11 protein-coding genes are annotated in these 15430 nt (G+C 36.9%); 1 reads left to right on the plus strand and 10 read right to left on the minus strand.

All coding sequences use genetic code 11. From position 1 onward, the window contains the following. Nucleotides 1–3 precede the first annotated feature (3 nt). The 9 genes from AACU32_RS08115 to AACU32_RS08155 form a co-directional block, all read right to left on the minus strand. The gene (locus AACU32_RS08115; RefSeq protein ID WP_096599115.1) at nucleotides 4–1224 is read right to left on the minus strand and encodes a glycosyltransferase; all 1221 of its coding nucleotides are present in this window, start codon (nucleotides 1222–1224) and stop codon (nucleotides 4–6) included. A 238-nt stretch (nucleotides 1225–1462) separates the two neighbouring features. Beyond that, on the minus strand, nucleotides 1463–2278 hold the full coding sequence (locus AACU32_RS08120) for a polysaccharide pyruvyl transferase family protein (protein ID WP_339377651.1): 816 nt from the start codon (nucleotides 2276–2278) through the stop codon (nucleotides 1463–1465). Nucleotides 2279–2330: 52 nt separating this feature from the next. After that, on the minus strand, nucleotides 2331–4103 hold the full coding sequence (locus AACU32_RS08125; protein ID WP_096599117.1) for a polysaccharide pyruvyl transferase family protein: 1773 nt from the start codon (nucleotides 4101–4103) through the stop codon (nucleotides 2331–2333). 5 nt (nucleotides 4104–4108) lie between these two features. After that, nucleotides 4109–4861: a hypothetical protein gene (locus tag AACU32_RS08130; protein ID WP_096599118.1), complete on the minus strand. Its 753-nt coding sequence runs from the start codon at nucleotides 4859–4861 to the stop codon at nucleotides 4109–4111. 97 nt (nucleotides 4862–4958) lie between these two features. Further along, the gene (locus AACU32_RS08135) at nucleotides 4959–6230 is read right to left on the minus strand and encodes an ABC transporter ATP-binding protein (RefSeq protein WP_096599119.1); all 1272 of its coding nucleotides are present in this window, start codon (nucleotides 6228–6230) and stop codon (nucleotides 4959–4961) included. 87 nt (nucleotides 6231–6317) lie between these two features. Continuing rightward, nucleotides 6318–7154: an ABC transporter permease gene (locus tag AACU32_RS08140; protein ID WP_096599120.1), complete on the minus strand. Its 837-nt coding sequence runs from the start codon at nucleotides 7152–7154 to the stop codon at nucleotides 6318–6320. Beyond that, nucleotides 7151–8116 carry a GDP-mannose 4,6-dehydratase gene (locus AACU32_RS08145; protein WP_096599121.1) on the minus strand — a complete coding sequence of 322 codons (966 nt, stop codon included), beginning with the start codon at nucleotides 8114–8116 and terminating at the stop codon, nucleotides 7151–7153. Before AACU32_RS08145 ends, AACU32_RS08140 begins: the two co-directional genes overlap by 4 nt. Nucleotides 8117–8754: 638 nt before the next feature. Beyond that, nucleotides 8755–9180: a hypothetical protein gene (locus AACU32_RS08150; protein ID WP_096607911.1), complete on the minus strand. Its 426-nt coding sequence runs from the start codon at nucleotides 9178–9180 to the stop codon at nucleotides 8755–8757. Between the two features lie 373 nt (nucleotides 9181–9553). Then, nucleotides 9554–10993, minus strand: a complete 1440-nt coding sequence (locus AACU32_RS08155; RefSeq protein ID WP_096599122.1) for a glycosyltransferase family 4 protein — start codon at nucleotides 10991–10993, stop codon at nucleotides 9554–9556. A gap of 1674 nt (nucleotides 10994–12667) precedes the next feature. Between AACU32_RS08155 and AACU32_RS08160 the strand changes: the two genes are divergently transcribed. Further along, the gene (locus tag AACU32_RS08160) at nucleotides 12668–14860 is read left to right on the plus strand and encodes a GumC family protein (protein ID WP_096599123.1); all 2193 of its coding nucleotides are present in this window, start codon (nucleotides 12668–12670) and stop codon (nucleotides 14858–14860) included. Between the two features lie 241 nt (nucleotides 14861–15101). On the opposite strand, the gene AACU32_RS08170 is transcribed toward AACU32_RS08160, so the two are convergent. Beyond that, nucleotides 15102–15419 carry a hypothetical protein gene (locus tag AACU32_RS08170; protein WP_096599124.1) on the minus strand — a complete coding sequence of 106 codons (318 nt, stop codon included), beginning with the start codon at nucleotides 15417–15419 and terminating at the stop codon, nucleotides 15102–15104. Between the last annotated feature and the right edge of the window lie 11 nt (nucleotides 15420–15430).

The following is a 15430-nucleotide window of genomic DNA, read 5'->3' on the forward strand; positions in this document are numbered from 1 at the left end:
TATTTAGAAATTAGTAAATGAACGAGAATAAACATTTATTTGTTTTTTTCCTACTAATGAAGATGAAAAATTTTCTTTAGCCCAAAATGAGGCATTTTTACCTAAGGTATTTGCTTTTTCAAGATTTTCTAGAATCCAGTGCAAGCCGAAAATTAAAGAATCAAAATCTCCAACTTCAGCTAACCATCCATGTTTAAGGTGACATACTGCTTCGGATGTACCACCAACACGAAAGGTGACAACTGGTGTTGCTGATGCTTGGGCTTCAAGAAGAGTCATTCCAAAGGTTTCCATACGCGAGGAAGATACAAAGACATTACATGCTTGAAAAAAACGTTTTACCTGTTCAGTATTCGATAAACGTCCTAAAAAGCGACAATGAAGGTTTGAGGGTGTTTCTAATTCGCCATCCCCGAATATGAGTAGGGTAGAGTGATCGCAAAGATATGAAGACTGCGAAAAGTATTGTATGAATTCTGCAATGCCCTTATATGCATCTGTTACAGTTCGCGCGCCTAAGCCTATTACTATACGATTAGATGGTATACCAAATTCTTCTCGCAAAGGAGTTGTATAGCTTTTTTCAAAAAACTCAGGTGAGATGATTGGTGGAATAATTGCAATATCGGTAGTTTCAGAGAATAATGGAGATTGGCGAATGCAATGAGCCATCCAATTACTATTAGCAATAGGAATGACGTTGTAGTCTTGAATAAATTTAAACTTGTGTAACCACTCTAATCGACTCCATCTAGAGAAGGGTTGCTTTAAACTAGAGCAGGAGGGACATCCCATTTGATAGAGATCGCATTCCTTATATACGACACATCCGCCAGATAGCATCCATAGATCATGGGCTGTCCAAAAAACAGGAGTGTGAGGTTGGATGAGATTACGGAGACCTTTAAAGCCAATCCATCCTGTGAGACCGTGTAAGTGAATTATATCTGGTGGATCTAATTCATCTATTGCCCACCGATCTAAACGAAAACCAGTGTGATAAGGTTCTGTTGCTACACGATTTAAAACCGATCGCGTTGCACGGTTAACAATTGACTGTAAAAAATTCGTGTTGTTTGATAACTGTAAACTTCCTGCTAGAGAATCACCATGCTTAACTAACACAATACTTTGATGCCCTAAAGTATTTAAAGAATTGCTCAAACGGATCGCATATTGACCAGATCCTCCATAAATTGTTTGTGTAATATGCCAGATTTTCATCAATTTAAATTTTTTTTGATTAACTCCAATGGATATAAATTAATAATGTTCAGTTAGCGGCAAAAACCTTAAAATGCACAAGTTGTGGAGACACTGCGTTGGACGGGTTTCCCGGTTTGAAGCAAGTGGCGTTCAAAGAACGTAGACGAGGCTCACCCTTCAGCAGAGGTATTAAAATGAGCAACTATGATTTATTAACTCAAATGAGTCATAACAATTAATTAAAATAACACACTTGTTAGCTTTTAACTTTTAATTTTCCAGGAAAAACCGACAACAAATTTTTTATCACAAAATTAACATTAAAAGATTCAAGAGGTTGCGCAATTATTTTATTTTTGAAAGGTTGAGAAAAATCTAATGGATTAGACAAATCACGGTTTGTTCCTAAAAGATAATCATGGTATTTAAAAAGTCCACCAATTATGTGATTGGAAAATTTTATCCAAGTCGTTGGTATTTGCATAGATTCTGCACAAATAATACCATGTAATGAAGATGACCATACTTCCTCAGAACTAGCTACTTCTTCTATAAATTTTTCAATCGGTAAATCCACATTTATCAGATTAAAACCCATTTCTCTAGCAAATTTTTCACCATTAACTCTGTCAACATAATGTGGTATTACTGAACACTTATATTTTTTGTTCTTGGGTAGGGTAATAAGCCTAGAAGCTATTAGACCTGGATCTCCATATATTGCTGGAGCCGCAATGCCATTTTCTTGTAACTTCTGAGCGCTCAAAGGACCTCTCACAGCTAAAGCCTTAAATAACTTTAGTGGAGTACTCAGGTTGTCAGATATTAATCCTGTTCCCCAGCAGGTATCGTATTTCCCAGCTTGACTTAAAATGCTCCCTGCCATTAAAAGACGGTGACATGACTTATGGGGACAATAAACTGCTTTCTTTCCTGTAAGCTTATAATAAAGCCAAGGATTCAAGTCATCGCCCCAGTTTCTTTGTATAGAATTAGCCCAAAAAAGTGAATTACGCAGTTCATATTTGAAGAAATGTGCCACTGGACGCAGTACATAACTAATTTTTCTCACGGATTTTTATAACCTCTAGCTATATAAATAAGTGAAATATGAATAATATTTATTAGAGTTTTTCATCTGCTAACCAAAATGTTGATTTTTTAAACCCAAATTTATCAAAAAATAAAGCATCTTCGAGCCTATTAATGTCAATATTAATATGATATGGCGTAATTAATTGCAGTAGTTTATCTACACTTACATATTTAAATTCGATAGCATTAATATAATCTTCTAAGGGACGTCCTATTGATAAGAAATAGTCTTTAAATTTTGTATCATCACCAAAAACTCTATTAGAAAACTTTATCCACCTGACAGGTATGGAATAACTGTTAGAAAAGACTATCCCATGAAGCGAACTTGAAATAATTGCCGAACAAAGAACAATTTCATCTATAACTTTCTCGATATCACCACTGGCCATATTAATTACTCTAACATTTTGATCGTTTTGATATAGATGCGCCACTTCCTGATATTCAGTAAAATGTGGAATAATGCCTAATGAATATTTTTTAGTATTTGATTTGGGTTGATAATATTTACTAATAATAAGTCCTGGATCTCCATAAATCGGAGGACATTCACATTTTATTTTTAAAAGTGCTTTTCTAGTTAATGGACCTCTAACAAATTCTATAATACCTGGATTCAGCTTTTGATTCGCACTTCTAATTCCGCTACCATAGACTGTAACACTATAAGAACAAAGTCTCATGATGCTGCCGGTTGAAATAATCATCTTTGGCTTGATATTTGATAACCGCAAAAATTTTGCTAATTTTTTCTTAAAGAAAGAAAAATTACTATCAAGTAAGCTAGGCTTTTTTGAAAGCGATGACTCTTCAGCACGCATAGCATCGACATTCTCAACTTTACAAACACGCTGGAGATAATATGGTGTGACAAGATCCCCTACATTGGTACTTCCCCACCAGTAGAACTTGACTTTTTCTAAATCGAGAAATTTATTAAACTGAGGAAAGTAAGTAGAGATATCATCTGTAGATAAAACATCAATTAAGCAATTTTGCCATTTTTTATGAAAGTATTTTTCTGTATAACAGGAAAAATATGAACATTTTATCCAAGGTTTACTAACTTTATTAGTAAAATGAAAGAAAACACAGTTGTTAATTTTTTCTTCTGCAAATGTTAAATAATCTGGGCTGTTACGATAAACTTTAGGTGGCGATAAAATATAATTAAAATCTTCATGTATTAATAATGGTTTTATTTCTGGATATATAAGTTGAAAAAGAGAAAAAAGACTATCATCACCAGATCGAGGAATTGAATTAACAATACTTTCAGAGTAAAGATTGGTTATCTTTTCTAGAAAATCTGTGGCAACCATAGTTTCATTTTTAAAGTAAATAACACCGGTTTGTACCCTGTATTCTGGAATCGATTTGTATTTCCAAATCCGAAAAATTGTTTCTAGATCATTTTTAAGTAAATCTTCAATTTTGCCAATGCTGACACCTGCAAAATAGTTAAGTTTATTCCAATCAATTGAAACTGATGCGTTACAATAAATGTCACCGTCAATATAAATACTATATTCATAACCACGTTCTAGAAAGCATTCAGGTCCAGCAAATAGATAGTAACACTCCACAGGATAAGAAAAACTTTTCGGAAATTGATAATCAAGATTTAACTCAATAACTGAAATGTTATATCTAGATGCAAACGCTTTAGCTTTCTCAGAGAGTTTTCGAGAGATTATAAATAGATCGATATCGCAATTCCATTTGCGGATGGAAAGTAAACTTACAACAGAGTTCTGTATATAAGATTCATTGCATGTGGAGTAAGCACAAACTTTCATATAAATTACCTTATAGATTGAATTATTACAGATTCTAAAGGCATACTATAGGCATCTATTAAAATCTCAATACGCTTCTTTTTGCTGGTTTCATTTAAAAAGTATTGAGGCACATGTTTGCTGAATTTGCCAATATACTTATCAACTTTAAATTTGAGTTTTTGATAATTATTTACATAAGAATTATTGTAATGTTCTCGTAGAGCTTTGCCACTGTAATGTTGGATAAAACTATTGGGGTTTAATTTTGAATTATTGTTCCATTTTTGATGTTCTATAGTTCCGACAAAATCACAATCTTTAATATATTGTATAAAGTGTCCATTTTCATAAGGAGCTTCGTTTTCAGGTAATATATATGAATCAGCATTATCAAGAATTTTTTGAAAAGTGTATCGCACTTGTTCATCTCGATTTTTAGCAATAATCACGCCTGAATTTATTCTTCCAGAGATGCCTGGTGCAAGATATAAAGATTTTCCCTCTTGAAAGATACTCTGTATAGATTGAGCAAATAAGCGAACTTCGCAATCTGCATCAATGAACATAATAAATTCATATTTCAATTGGCTGGCTGCAATCAATAAGGGAACCTTGAGCCATGCTGCATCATGTGCAGTAAGTAACCACGGAGATGTTGTAACTACGGCATAATCGTAAGAATTCTTCAGCGAATAAGCATACTGAGAATCAAGGCATGAACGAAATAAATGTTGGTAACCACCAATGGCTAAAGACAAAATAAGGGTGTTAGACATATCCAAGAGTTAAATTTTTCTTTTTAGAACCTGTCTTAATTTATATAGCTGTATCTATGTAATAGCCTACTTCCTAAGAAGTATATTTATCTTAATGTTATTGTTCTAAACTCCAATTATGGTTGATATAAATAGAAGATTTTTTGCTGGGTGGAGAAATTTTTCCAGTACCAAAAAAATCTCCTTCATCGACCTCGAAAGAAAATGCATCTACAATCCAGTCAGCCACTTCCCTACGTATTTCACAATATACATCTACCCAGTAGATACCTGGAGTCAATGGCAGTTTTGGGATGCTACAATAAATAACGTTAGTTCCAATTACTATGCTTGGTTCCCATGCAATAGCAATTGTAGAACAATGAAATAAATACTGCCCTTGTCTATCTTTTATACCAAGAGCAATCATCATTTCGTTTCTAACTTCACTCTTTGAATCTATTTGGATTTTAAAGATGAGCTTTTGCCCAGACACTCCCCTGTTAATAATCTGTTGTTGATCATTGCAAAGAGAGAAACTTATAAATCTAGCTTTTCCATTTCCCTTTCTATCAGTTCTGCTCTCAAGAGGTATTAATGTTAACTTATTAAGAGTGTTGTTTGTGTAAAACATAACCGCCTTATCTATAGAAGAATATAGTTGGTTTTTGCCTTCCACTAAAACAATGCCCTGTGAACACAAGTTAGATACAGCTGGCATATTGTGACTCACAAACAACACCGTCCGTCCTTCTTTTCCTACATCCTCCATCTTCCCCAAACACTTTTTCTGAAACGCCGCATCCCCCACCGCTAAAACTTCATCAACAATTAAAATCTCCGGTTCTAAATGTGCTGCGACTGCAAATGCTAACCTTACATACATCCCCGATGAATATCTTTTTACTGGGGTATCTAAAAACTTTTCTACCTCTGCAAATTCAACAATTTCATCAAACTTTTTCTGAATTTCAGCTTTACTCATTCCCAAAATCGCACCGTTGAGAAATATATTTTCTCTCCCTGTTAATTCTGGATGAAACCCCGTTCCCACTTCTAATAAACTGGCAACTCTGCCCTTAATTCTGATGCTTCCTGTTGTGGGTTCAGCAATTCGACTTAAAATTTTTAAAAGAGTTGATTTACCTGCACCATTACGCCCAATAATACCAACTTTGTCACCTTGTTTGATTTCAAATGATACATCCTTTAAAGCCCAAAATTCTTCAAAAGCATAATTTTCAACTTTAGTTTTAGGATTAATTAAATTACCCAGAGATTTAGCTTTATTAGTAACGACATCCCGCAGTGCTGTGTAGCGTTCCTGTTGCTGGTGACTAATAATATATTTTTTCCCGAGGTTTTCAACACGAATAACAGTATCAGACATCAAATATCTACTCTACCCAACAATTAAATATTGAAACTTACAAATTAGCCAAACATCTACATTGAAATGCTGTTACTAAACTTCAGATTAAATCACGTCTGCAAAAGTGCGTTCCATTTTGCGAAAATAACAAATACCACTCACAAAAAGTAAAATTACCAATCCTAAAGACAGGAGAAAACCTGGTAAATATAACTTTGCATCACCGCCCAAAATCGCCCAACGGAAACCATCAATTACCCCTACCATTGGATTCAAAGAATAGATAAATCGCCATTGCTCTGGCACAATGCTGCTGCTAAATCCTACTGGTGAAATATAAAGACCAAATTGCACAATAAACGGCACAATGTAACGAAAGTCTCGATATTTAACATTTAAAGAAGCTAACCATAATCCTGTGCCCATTGAGGCAGCAAAGGCTATACAAACAAATAAAGGTAGTGTTAAAATTCGCCAACTGGGCACAAAATTATACCAAGCCATTAACCCTAACAAAATTATCCCCGAAATCAAAAAGTCTACAAAACTCACTACTACTGCACTTATAGGCACTACTAAGCGAGGAAAATAAACTTTCGAGATTAAGTTGGCATTGCTAATCAAACTATTGCTGCACTCTGAGAGAGAATTAGCAAAGAACTGCCAAGGCAACATTCCAGAAAATATGAGGATTGGATAAGGCGCACCCAGAGAGGGTAACTTTGCCAATTTCCCAAACACAACTGTAAACACTAGCATTGTGAGAAACGGACGAATTAGTGCCCAAGCAATACCAATTGTCGTTTGCTTGTACCGCACTAATATATCTCGCCATGCTAGAAAGTAAAACAGCTCTCGATAGCGCCACAAGTCTTTCCAATATTGCCTTTCTGTGCGACCAGCTTCAATTACTAAATCTGGCTGAGAAATTGAATCTTTCATTTTACTGAATTAGCTAACCTTGCTTTCACCATCATCTGCACTACATCATTCATTTTGTATTTTGCCTGCCATCCCAGCTCCTTCTTAGCTTTAGCTGGATTACCTCTACCTACCTCTAAATCTGTAGGACGTAGCAAGCTATTATCTATCACCAGATGCTCACGCCAATCTAAATTTACTGATGTAAAGGCTGCGTCAACAAAATCTTCTAGTGAACTACTCTCTCCTGTCGCAATTACATAATCATCGGGCTGTTCTTGTTGCAGCATTAAATACATTGCTTCAACATATTCTGGCGCCCAACCCCAGTCACGCTGAATTTGCATATTTCCTAAATAAAGATGTTCAGCACTACCTTGAGCAATTCGACAAGCAGCAGCAACAATCTTTTGAGTCACAAATCTTTCTGGCCTGAGGGGAGATTCATGATTAAATAAAATTCCTGAACAAGCAAATAAACCGTAAGCTTCGCGGTAGTTAGCAACTTCCCAAAATGCGGTGGCTTTCGCTACAGCATAGGGACTGCGGGGACGAAATGGTGTAGTTTCATCGGCTTCTGTAGAGCCAGTATCGCCAAAACTTTCACTAGAACCAGCATTGTAGAGTTTGATGGGCGCACATAAAAAGCGAACGGCTTCTAGTAAATTGAGAGTACCAGTAGCTATACTTTCTAAAGTTTCTACTGGTTGTCCAAAGGATAAACCAACTGAACTTTGCCCTGCTAAGTTGTAGATTTCATCTGGCTGGATTTTTGTGAGTACCTGCAACACACTGCGAAAGTCAGTTAAAGCCATTGACTCTAATTTTATTAGCTCTCGAATCCCTAAGTAAACCAAATTTGAGAAGGAGGAAATCTGAGCATCACGGGAAGTACCACAGACTGAATAGCCTTGATTGAGAAGCAATTGCGCCAGGTAAGCTCCATCTTGACCTGAGATTCCACAAATAAGGGCTTTTTTCATGTGTGTTAAATAAGCCAGCTAGAAGTAGTTGATTCTGCCACAACTGTCATTGGTCATTTGTCATTGATCATTTGTCATTTGTCAGGTTTTCTACAAAATAAGGGACACAAATTGTTGTGTCCCGATAATCTTTGCTGAAGATGATCGCCATCAGGAGTTGGCAACAGAGGCTAAGTTAGCTAACCAGTTCCTGATCTGCGGTATTATGCCTTATCTGTGGTTTCTTGATCCGTCGGAGTAGTTGCTTTGGGAGTACTGCACTTGCGTTTTTGTTTCTTGGAACCTCCAGCCATCTCATATTCATTGCTACTCATACCATACTTACAAGCTACGCCCTTGAGCATTAGCTCTGATAGTTCAGCAAGCGTTATAGCTAACTAAGTTTGACTTTAATTAAAGTTATGAATGTCTTGTTTATTGCAACTAATGCGTATAGCAAACTAAGTTTGACGTTCATCAAACTTATAAAGACGTTAATCATAGAACACGATAGGATTAGCAGCGATAGCTACTGCCAGTAGATGATTGCCTGATAACAAGTTGCGTTCTAAGGTGTCATTTTGACCGAAACGAATGGAGCTTGAAGCTTTTGCTTCGCTCAAAACGACAAATTGTCTAGCTGACTCGTTTTGTTGTTCCTAGTTGACAAACCGAAAATCGAGAATGCTTCTGTGACTCATCATCCGGGAGTGCCGAGTTGTAAACTCTCCTACAGAAGGATTCTGGTGTGGATTATTTACCCCCGTTGCTTGTTGCCAAAGTTCTGGCGGTGCTAGTGACAACTCATAAGTAGAGTCGCGCTTACAAACGTGATACCACTTGGTTTGTTGGCATTCATCACACCAAAAGGCTTCTAACCATTCACCTTCCAAGGGAACCGCTGTCTTGGCTGCTACTAACATCAAGGCCTCTCGGCGCCTGATTCCCCGTTGTTGTAGCTGTCCTGCTTGTTCAGCAAACAACCCGTATTTTTGACTCATACTATTCATGTAGCAGCTATGCACCAGACAATATATAGCTCGTCGTTTAGAACGTTTTCGATTTCGGTCACACCTTCTCTGCACTTCGGCCCTCCGCATCAGTAGACATTAAACAAATCCACAAGAAGGTTGCGTTGAAGGGACTGAGATCAAAAAGACCATCAAAGCCCACTCCTATATCAACAGTGAGTTATTCGGTTTAAGAAGAAAAATTTGTGAATCAGCGCAAGTTCTAGGGAACATGCTTCACGAGCATTTTCTTTGGCAGCAGGTATAAGTAATTCTGCTGAGAGAGAGTCTGCATTTACCTGCTTGCAAAACATTACTTTCGGAGTTAGCCTTCCAAAAAGGTAGACGCACTTTGTTTATATAGCCGCCAATTTCAATTGTCAAGCTAGCAATGAAGTTAAATTAATACGAGTTTGGTAATTATTATTGGTAATAACACCCAAACACTTTATGAAACAGCCTTTTGCAGGACTTTTAAGTATTGTTTAGCAATGATTTCCGGCGTAAAATGCGACTGCAAATACTTACGCGAGGCAACACCCATGTGTTCTGCTAGTTTTCGGTCATTATTGAGTCGGCGAATAAATTCCGCTAGTCCATAACTGTCACCATTCTCGAAACTAGCGCCACATTGGGCTTCTGTAATCAGTTGTCTTAAGTAAGAATACTCTGAACAAATCACGGCTACTGGACGGCCTGTTGCTAAAGCTGGGTAAAGCTTGCTGGGCGCAACTAAACTTTCCATCCCAGCTTCTACGCTGACGAGAGAGAGATCGCAAGCTGTCAAAGAATAGGGCAGTACCTGTTTTTCTTGATACGGTAAAAACAGGAAATTGCTGAGTCCTAAGTTATGGACTTCTTGGATAAAACTGTCATGTTTTGGCCCACCACCAATACAAACAAACTGAATTGGCTCGTTTTGGAGTTGTTTGGCTGCTGCTAAAATGGTGTCCAAATCATGACACCGCCCCATGTTACCGGAGTAAAGAACTGTAAATTTGTTAACTAAGTTATATTTCTTAGCAAACCAGTTATCTTTTTTTACAATCGGCACAATCAAGTCAGGATCTCCCCAACTGTGAATCACACTCACTTTATCCGCTACTTCTGGACAAGTTGCTACTACCCGCTGTTTCATCGCCGGACTTAGCACGACTATTCCTTTGGATTTTTGCCAAATTTTTCTGTTGAGTGCTTGCCAGAATTTTGCCAGCCAGTGATTTTGAGGGATTACTCCGAGAGCGATCGCAATGTCTGGATAAATATCATAAATTAAACACACATAAGAAAGCCCAAAACACAGGTGGGCGATATATCCCACAATTGGTAAAAATGGCGGAGCTGAAGTCAGCAACAATAGATTTCGGCGACGGACACATCTGATGAGATGCAGCACAGCGCGCAAGGTAAATAGGATACCATTGATAGCTTTACCACGAACCCGCCGCGACCACAACTGAGCAGAGCGCGATCGTTGAATTCTGACAGGACCCACTTGTTCTACTGCGGGCGCACTAGCAGTCCCAAACGCATACCCAGGTTGACCTGTAAACACCTCAATGTTGACTCCCTGTTTGCTTAACTGGCTTACTAGTTCTTCAATTAACTGTCCCGTAGCAGCGTAGTCTGGGGGAAAAAACTCAGTGATCACAGATAAGTTCAGCGATTGACCATACCAAGCTTCCTTTACTCCTAGAGACTCCTGCGGAACTATAGAAGGAAATACAAATGTGGAAAAATTTTTGCCATTATGTTGTCTTCCATCCTCGAAGTTAACTTTCTCACTTGACAACAAGTCTCTATCAGTTTCAACAAATTTCTGATTTTGAGAATCTTTGTGTGTGGATTTGGTTAGCAACGATTTTTTCAGCCATTCACTGAATGTCATTGGCTACATAGTCCTTTCAAAATGTTTTAATAACTTCAAGTCACCTTGACAGCAATTGAAGCATAAATCTGCTTTTTTGGGTTAAGTGTTGCTGTTAAATTCCTTTATAATCGATGTTTATCTAAATTAGTGAAAGCGCCAAAACTTTTGTAAAAATGTTGTTGCTTTTTATTAATTGAGATAAAATTTTATACTGTACATCCCCTACTTGTAAAAAAATAAGGCTATTTTACTTTGAGTGAATTTTATTTTACAATTATTACTTTGAAAAATAAAAATCTAAAACTTTGTATTAGCAAGAGCTTCAAAAGTTCGCGGTTATGAGGTAATGAATTGTGAATCTCCTCCATAGCAAATATTTTGAATACTTTTTAGCATCGTCGCAAATGATGCTTTAAGTACAAAAAAATATTTAAGTATAATTTTAAACTAATTACAGAGATAAGTCCTATAATACCCTCAAATTAGCTTTTAGCTAGTGCCAAAGCTTCGGTGAGCGACTCTGGTGCTACTTAATTAACTGAGCAACATACAATACCATATTTATTCCAATAGTCAATAAATTAATAAAAAATAAATAGTTTTTGCCTGGGTTTCTGATTGCCTCAGGTATCTCATGTCTAAACCAGACATATTGCAGATGACAAAATAGCTGCAACTAACATGTGTCAAGCTATGGGGATTTAATGAAATTAATCTGTTATAGCCTAAGTCAAGAGAATTTACAGCTTGTATTCTCAGAATAGGTATTTTTTCTATGGGTAATGTTGATGTATATTCGCCGTTAGAATCGCTAAACTGTCAATCCCATCCAAAAATTAACCACTTCATTAGCTCTGAATTATAGCTAATCAGAACTTTCTGATTCTTAGCCACTATAATCTAGTACTGGGTCACCGTGGCGGTTTCCCATGATCTCGCCTCAAAAGCTTCTATTCTAGAGCATGTCTGCCAAATTATGTCTATGCAAAACTTAATATATACGTAATATCATAATTAGCAAAAATGCTGTAGGCTATCTAGCAACCCAATGAAAATCAACTTAGCAATTGGGTAATGGTCATTAGTCATTTGTCATTAGTCTCCTCTGCTTCCTCTGCCCCGGTCTTTGAGCAAAGCCGTTCGCGGAGCGTCTCGTCCCTTGCGCGTCTCCCCTTGGGAGAAGAGAGGCGCTGCTCCCCTGCCCTCTTATCTCCATGAAAACTGACTTTGCGTGTAATCAAGGTTCATAATTCTCACTTAAGTAAATTTTATACTAAAAATTATTAACAATACTCAGGCTTACTCAAGACAAGCCAGAATATACTTGCGCAAGTATAATAGCGTTAACATTGCGACAGCACACATTCTTAGGCTAAGTAAAATGCACAATACTCTATTCATGCCCCATCCCTTGATGGGTAAGGTAATTTCATGCTTCAGTTGACATTAGTCAGAGTATAAATACTGCAATTGATGAGATTCTAAAACAGCTATGTAAAAAAATCTCAATCTTTGGGAAATCTATGGAGAAAAGCAAATAAATTTCTGTCGTAATAAAAATATTAAATTTATCTATTTGAGTATTGACATTTCCAATTGCACCACTTAATTAGAATTACAACAGCGTGCTTTACCTGGCTGAAAGCTCTCATGAAAAGCCTTACCTAACTAATTACACAATCCGAATTAATAATGGAGAACCATTTTACTAAAACCTCAAGTTACGAACGGAATGGAAATTCTGCCCATCCAGTATTTCCACCTCAAATTCCATTAGGGTTTGAACAAGAAAGTAATGATTGGAATTTCCGGCAATTACTAGGCATTTTACAGCGAAGAGCGTTGATTATTGTAGGAATAGGCACTGTGGTGATGAGTGGTGTTACTTACTCAACATTGAATCAGAAGCCAGTCTATGAAAGCAATTTTCGACTCTTAGTAGAACCGCTCACTGACGAAAAGTCATTGCTGCAACTTACCATAGATACAGGCAACTCAGACAAGTCAGGAAATCTAGATTACGAAAGTCAAATTCAGGTTCTCAGAAGTCCTGAATTGATGGCAGATATCGTCAAGCAGATCCAATTTTACTATCCAGATATTAACTATGATTCTCTACTTAAATTTTTAGTTATTCGTCGTTTAGGCACAACTAAGCTGATAGAAGTCAGCTATCGAAGTAGCGATAGTAACCAGATTAAAATAGTACTAGATATAATTGCTAAATCTTACTTAAACTACAGTTTAGAAAAGCGGCAAACTAAGTTAAGGCAAGGAGTGCAATTTGTTGATCAACAGTTACCTACTATCAAACACCGAGTAGATAATCTGCAAAAAGAGCTACAGCTTTTTCGCCAAAAATACGACTTTATTAGTCCAGATGCTCAGGCTGCGCAAGTTGCAGAACGAGTCACTACATTGAGTAATCAAAGACTGGAAATTGATCAAAAATTGGCAGAATATCAAGCTATTTTTGCAAATTTGAAACTAGCACAAGGAGAAACAGCAGCGCTAAATAATGCACCTGGATATCAGGAAATATTTGGGAAATTACGTCAATTAGAAGCTGATATTTCTGGAGAATCAGTACGCTTCCAACAAGACAGCCCACCACTCAGAAGTTTGCAGGAGAAGAAAAAAAATCTATTAACTTTGCTCCAAGAAGAAGCACGGCGTAGCATGGGAGTAAAATTTGCTGAGATCACAACTCAAATTCAAATTTTAGAAGTACAGAGTCAAGAACTGAGTAAAGCAGAACGCCAACTCGAGCAGGAAGTTAAACTATTACCAGTTTTAGCCAGAAAATATGCTGAACTCCAACGAGAACTCCAAATTGCAACTGATAGCTTAAATCGGTTTTTAACTACTCGCGAAACCCTACAAATTCAGGTTGCTCAAACAGAACTTCCCTGGGAATTGATTCAAGAAGCACTTCAACCTGAAGCACCGATATCACCTAATATTCCCCGCAGTTTGACTCTCGGTTTGGTAGCTAGTTTACTTTTAGGTATGGGTATTAGCTTACTCATGGAAAAAGTAGACAATACTTATCATAATGTTGATAGTTTAAAAGAAAAGATGAAACTACCTTTGTTAGGAGTTTTACCTTTTGACAAGAAAATTCAAAATCACTTATATTACAAGATAGAACGCAGCTCTCCTTCAGAAAAAACACCATTTAGATTTTTTAGAAAAATTTCTAAATTTTCTAAGAGTTTACATCGTAGCCCAGGAAGCGATCGCTACTACGGTCAAGGTAGATTTTGGGAATCTTTACAGGTACTGTATTCAAATATTCAACTACTCAATTCCGATCAACCAATTAAATCCTTAATTATTAGTTCAGCATTACCAGGAGATGGTAAGTCTACTGTTTCATTCCAATTAGCCCAAATAGCAGCTGCTATGGGTAAACGAGTACTACTTGTGGATGCGGATTTACGGCGGCCTCAAGTTCACCTATTAACTGATTTAAATAACTTATGGGGATTGAGTAGTTTAATTTCGACAAATATACCAGCAGGGCAGGTAATCAGGCAAATGCCAGAGATGAACAACTTATCTGTGGTGACTTCAGGGCCAGTACCACCAGACCCAGCAAGGTTACTTTCATCAGAAAAGATGAAGCAACTGATGGGATATTTCCAAAGAACCTTTGACTTAGTGATTTATGATGTTCCCCCCATAGTTGGATTAGTTGATGCCAGAATGCTAGCACCCTACACTGATGGGGTAGTGTTAGTTGTAAGGATAGACAAAACAGACAAAACAGGGTTGATGCAAGCTCAGGAAAGTCTTAAAATCTCTCCAGTCAATCTCTTAGGCATTGTGGCTAATGGGGATAAGACTAAATTTAAAGGCTATAAACATTACTATAAGAGTTAATTCCTAAAGCTGTTGCTGCAATCAAAATATCTGCCTCTTGTATTGGCGTACCTTTCCTTGTTAAATCTGTATGAATTTCGCAGGTTTTTTCGAGAATTCAAATATCATCTAAGCTCGACTTTATCCAAAATTAAGAACTTGCTTTTCCTTACAGGGCAAAAACTCTAGTGGTCTGTCCCATTAATTTTGATGAGCTGCGACAGCTCCTCTACTTCGCAGAAGTAGAGGAGCTAGAAGAAGTTTAACTCAGCTTTGTCTGAAGAATTTCTTTTATTTTTGTAATGACAGATTTAGCATACTCAGAATCACTAAAATATATATCAGCAAAACCTTCGTTTACAAAGCCAATGCGGATAGTATAGTAAGTATGGATGTCTCTAGACAAGATATAACTATTAGTGAATATACTAAAACCTGCAATCTTACTATAAGGAGTGAATGACATATTCATCCCATTTATGTCTTGTGTGATTTCTAAACCTGTGTCGATAAATGTCCAAATGCTGACAGGACTACTGTCTTCCGAATTGCGTCTTTCACCTTTAAATAATACTCTCATAAACTAATTAT

It is taken from the genome of Calothrix sp. NIES-2100 (assembly GCF_963875285.1).
Classification (GTDB): Bacteria; Cyanobacteriota; Cyanobacteriia; order Cyanobacteriales; family Nostocaceae; genus Aulosira.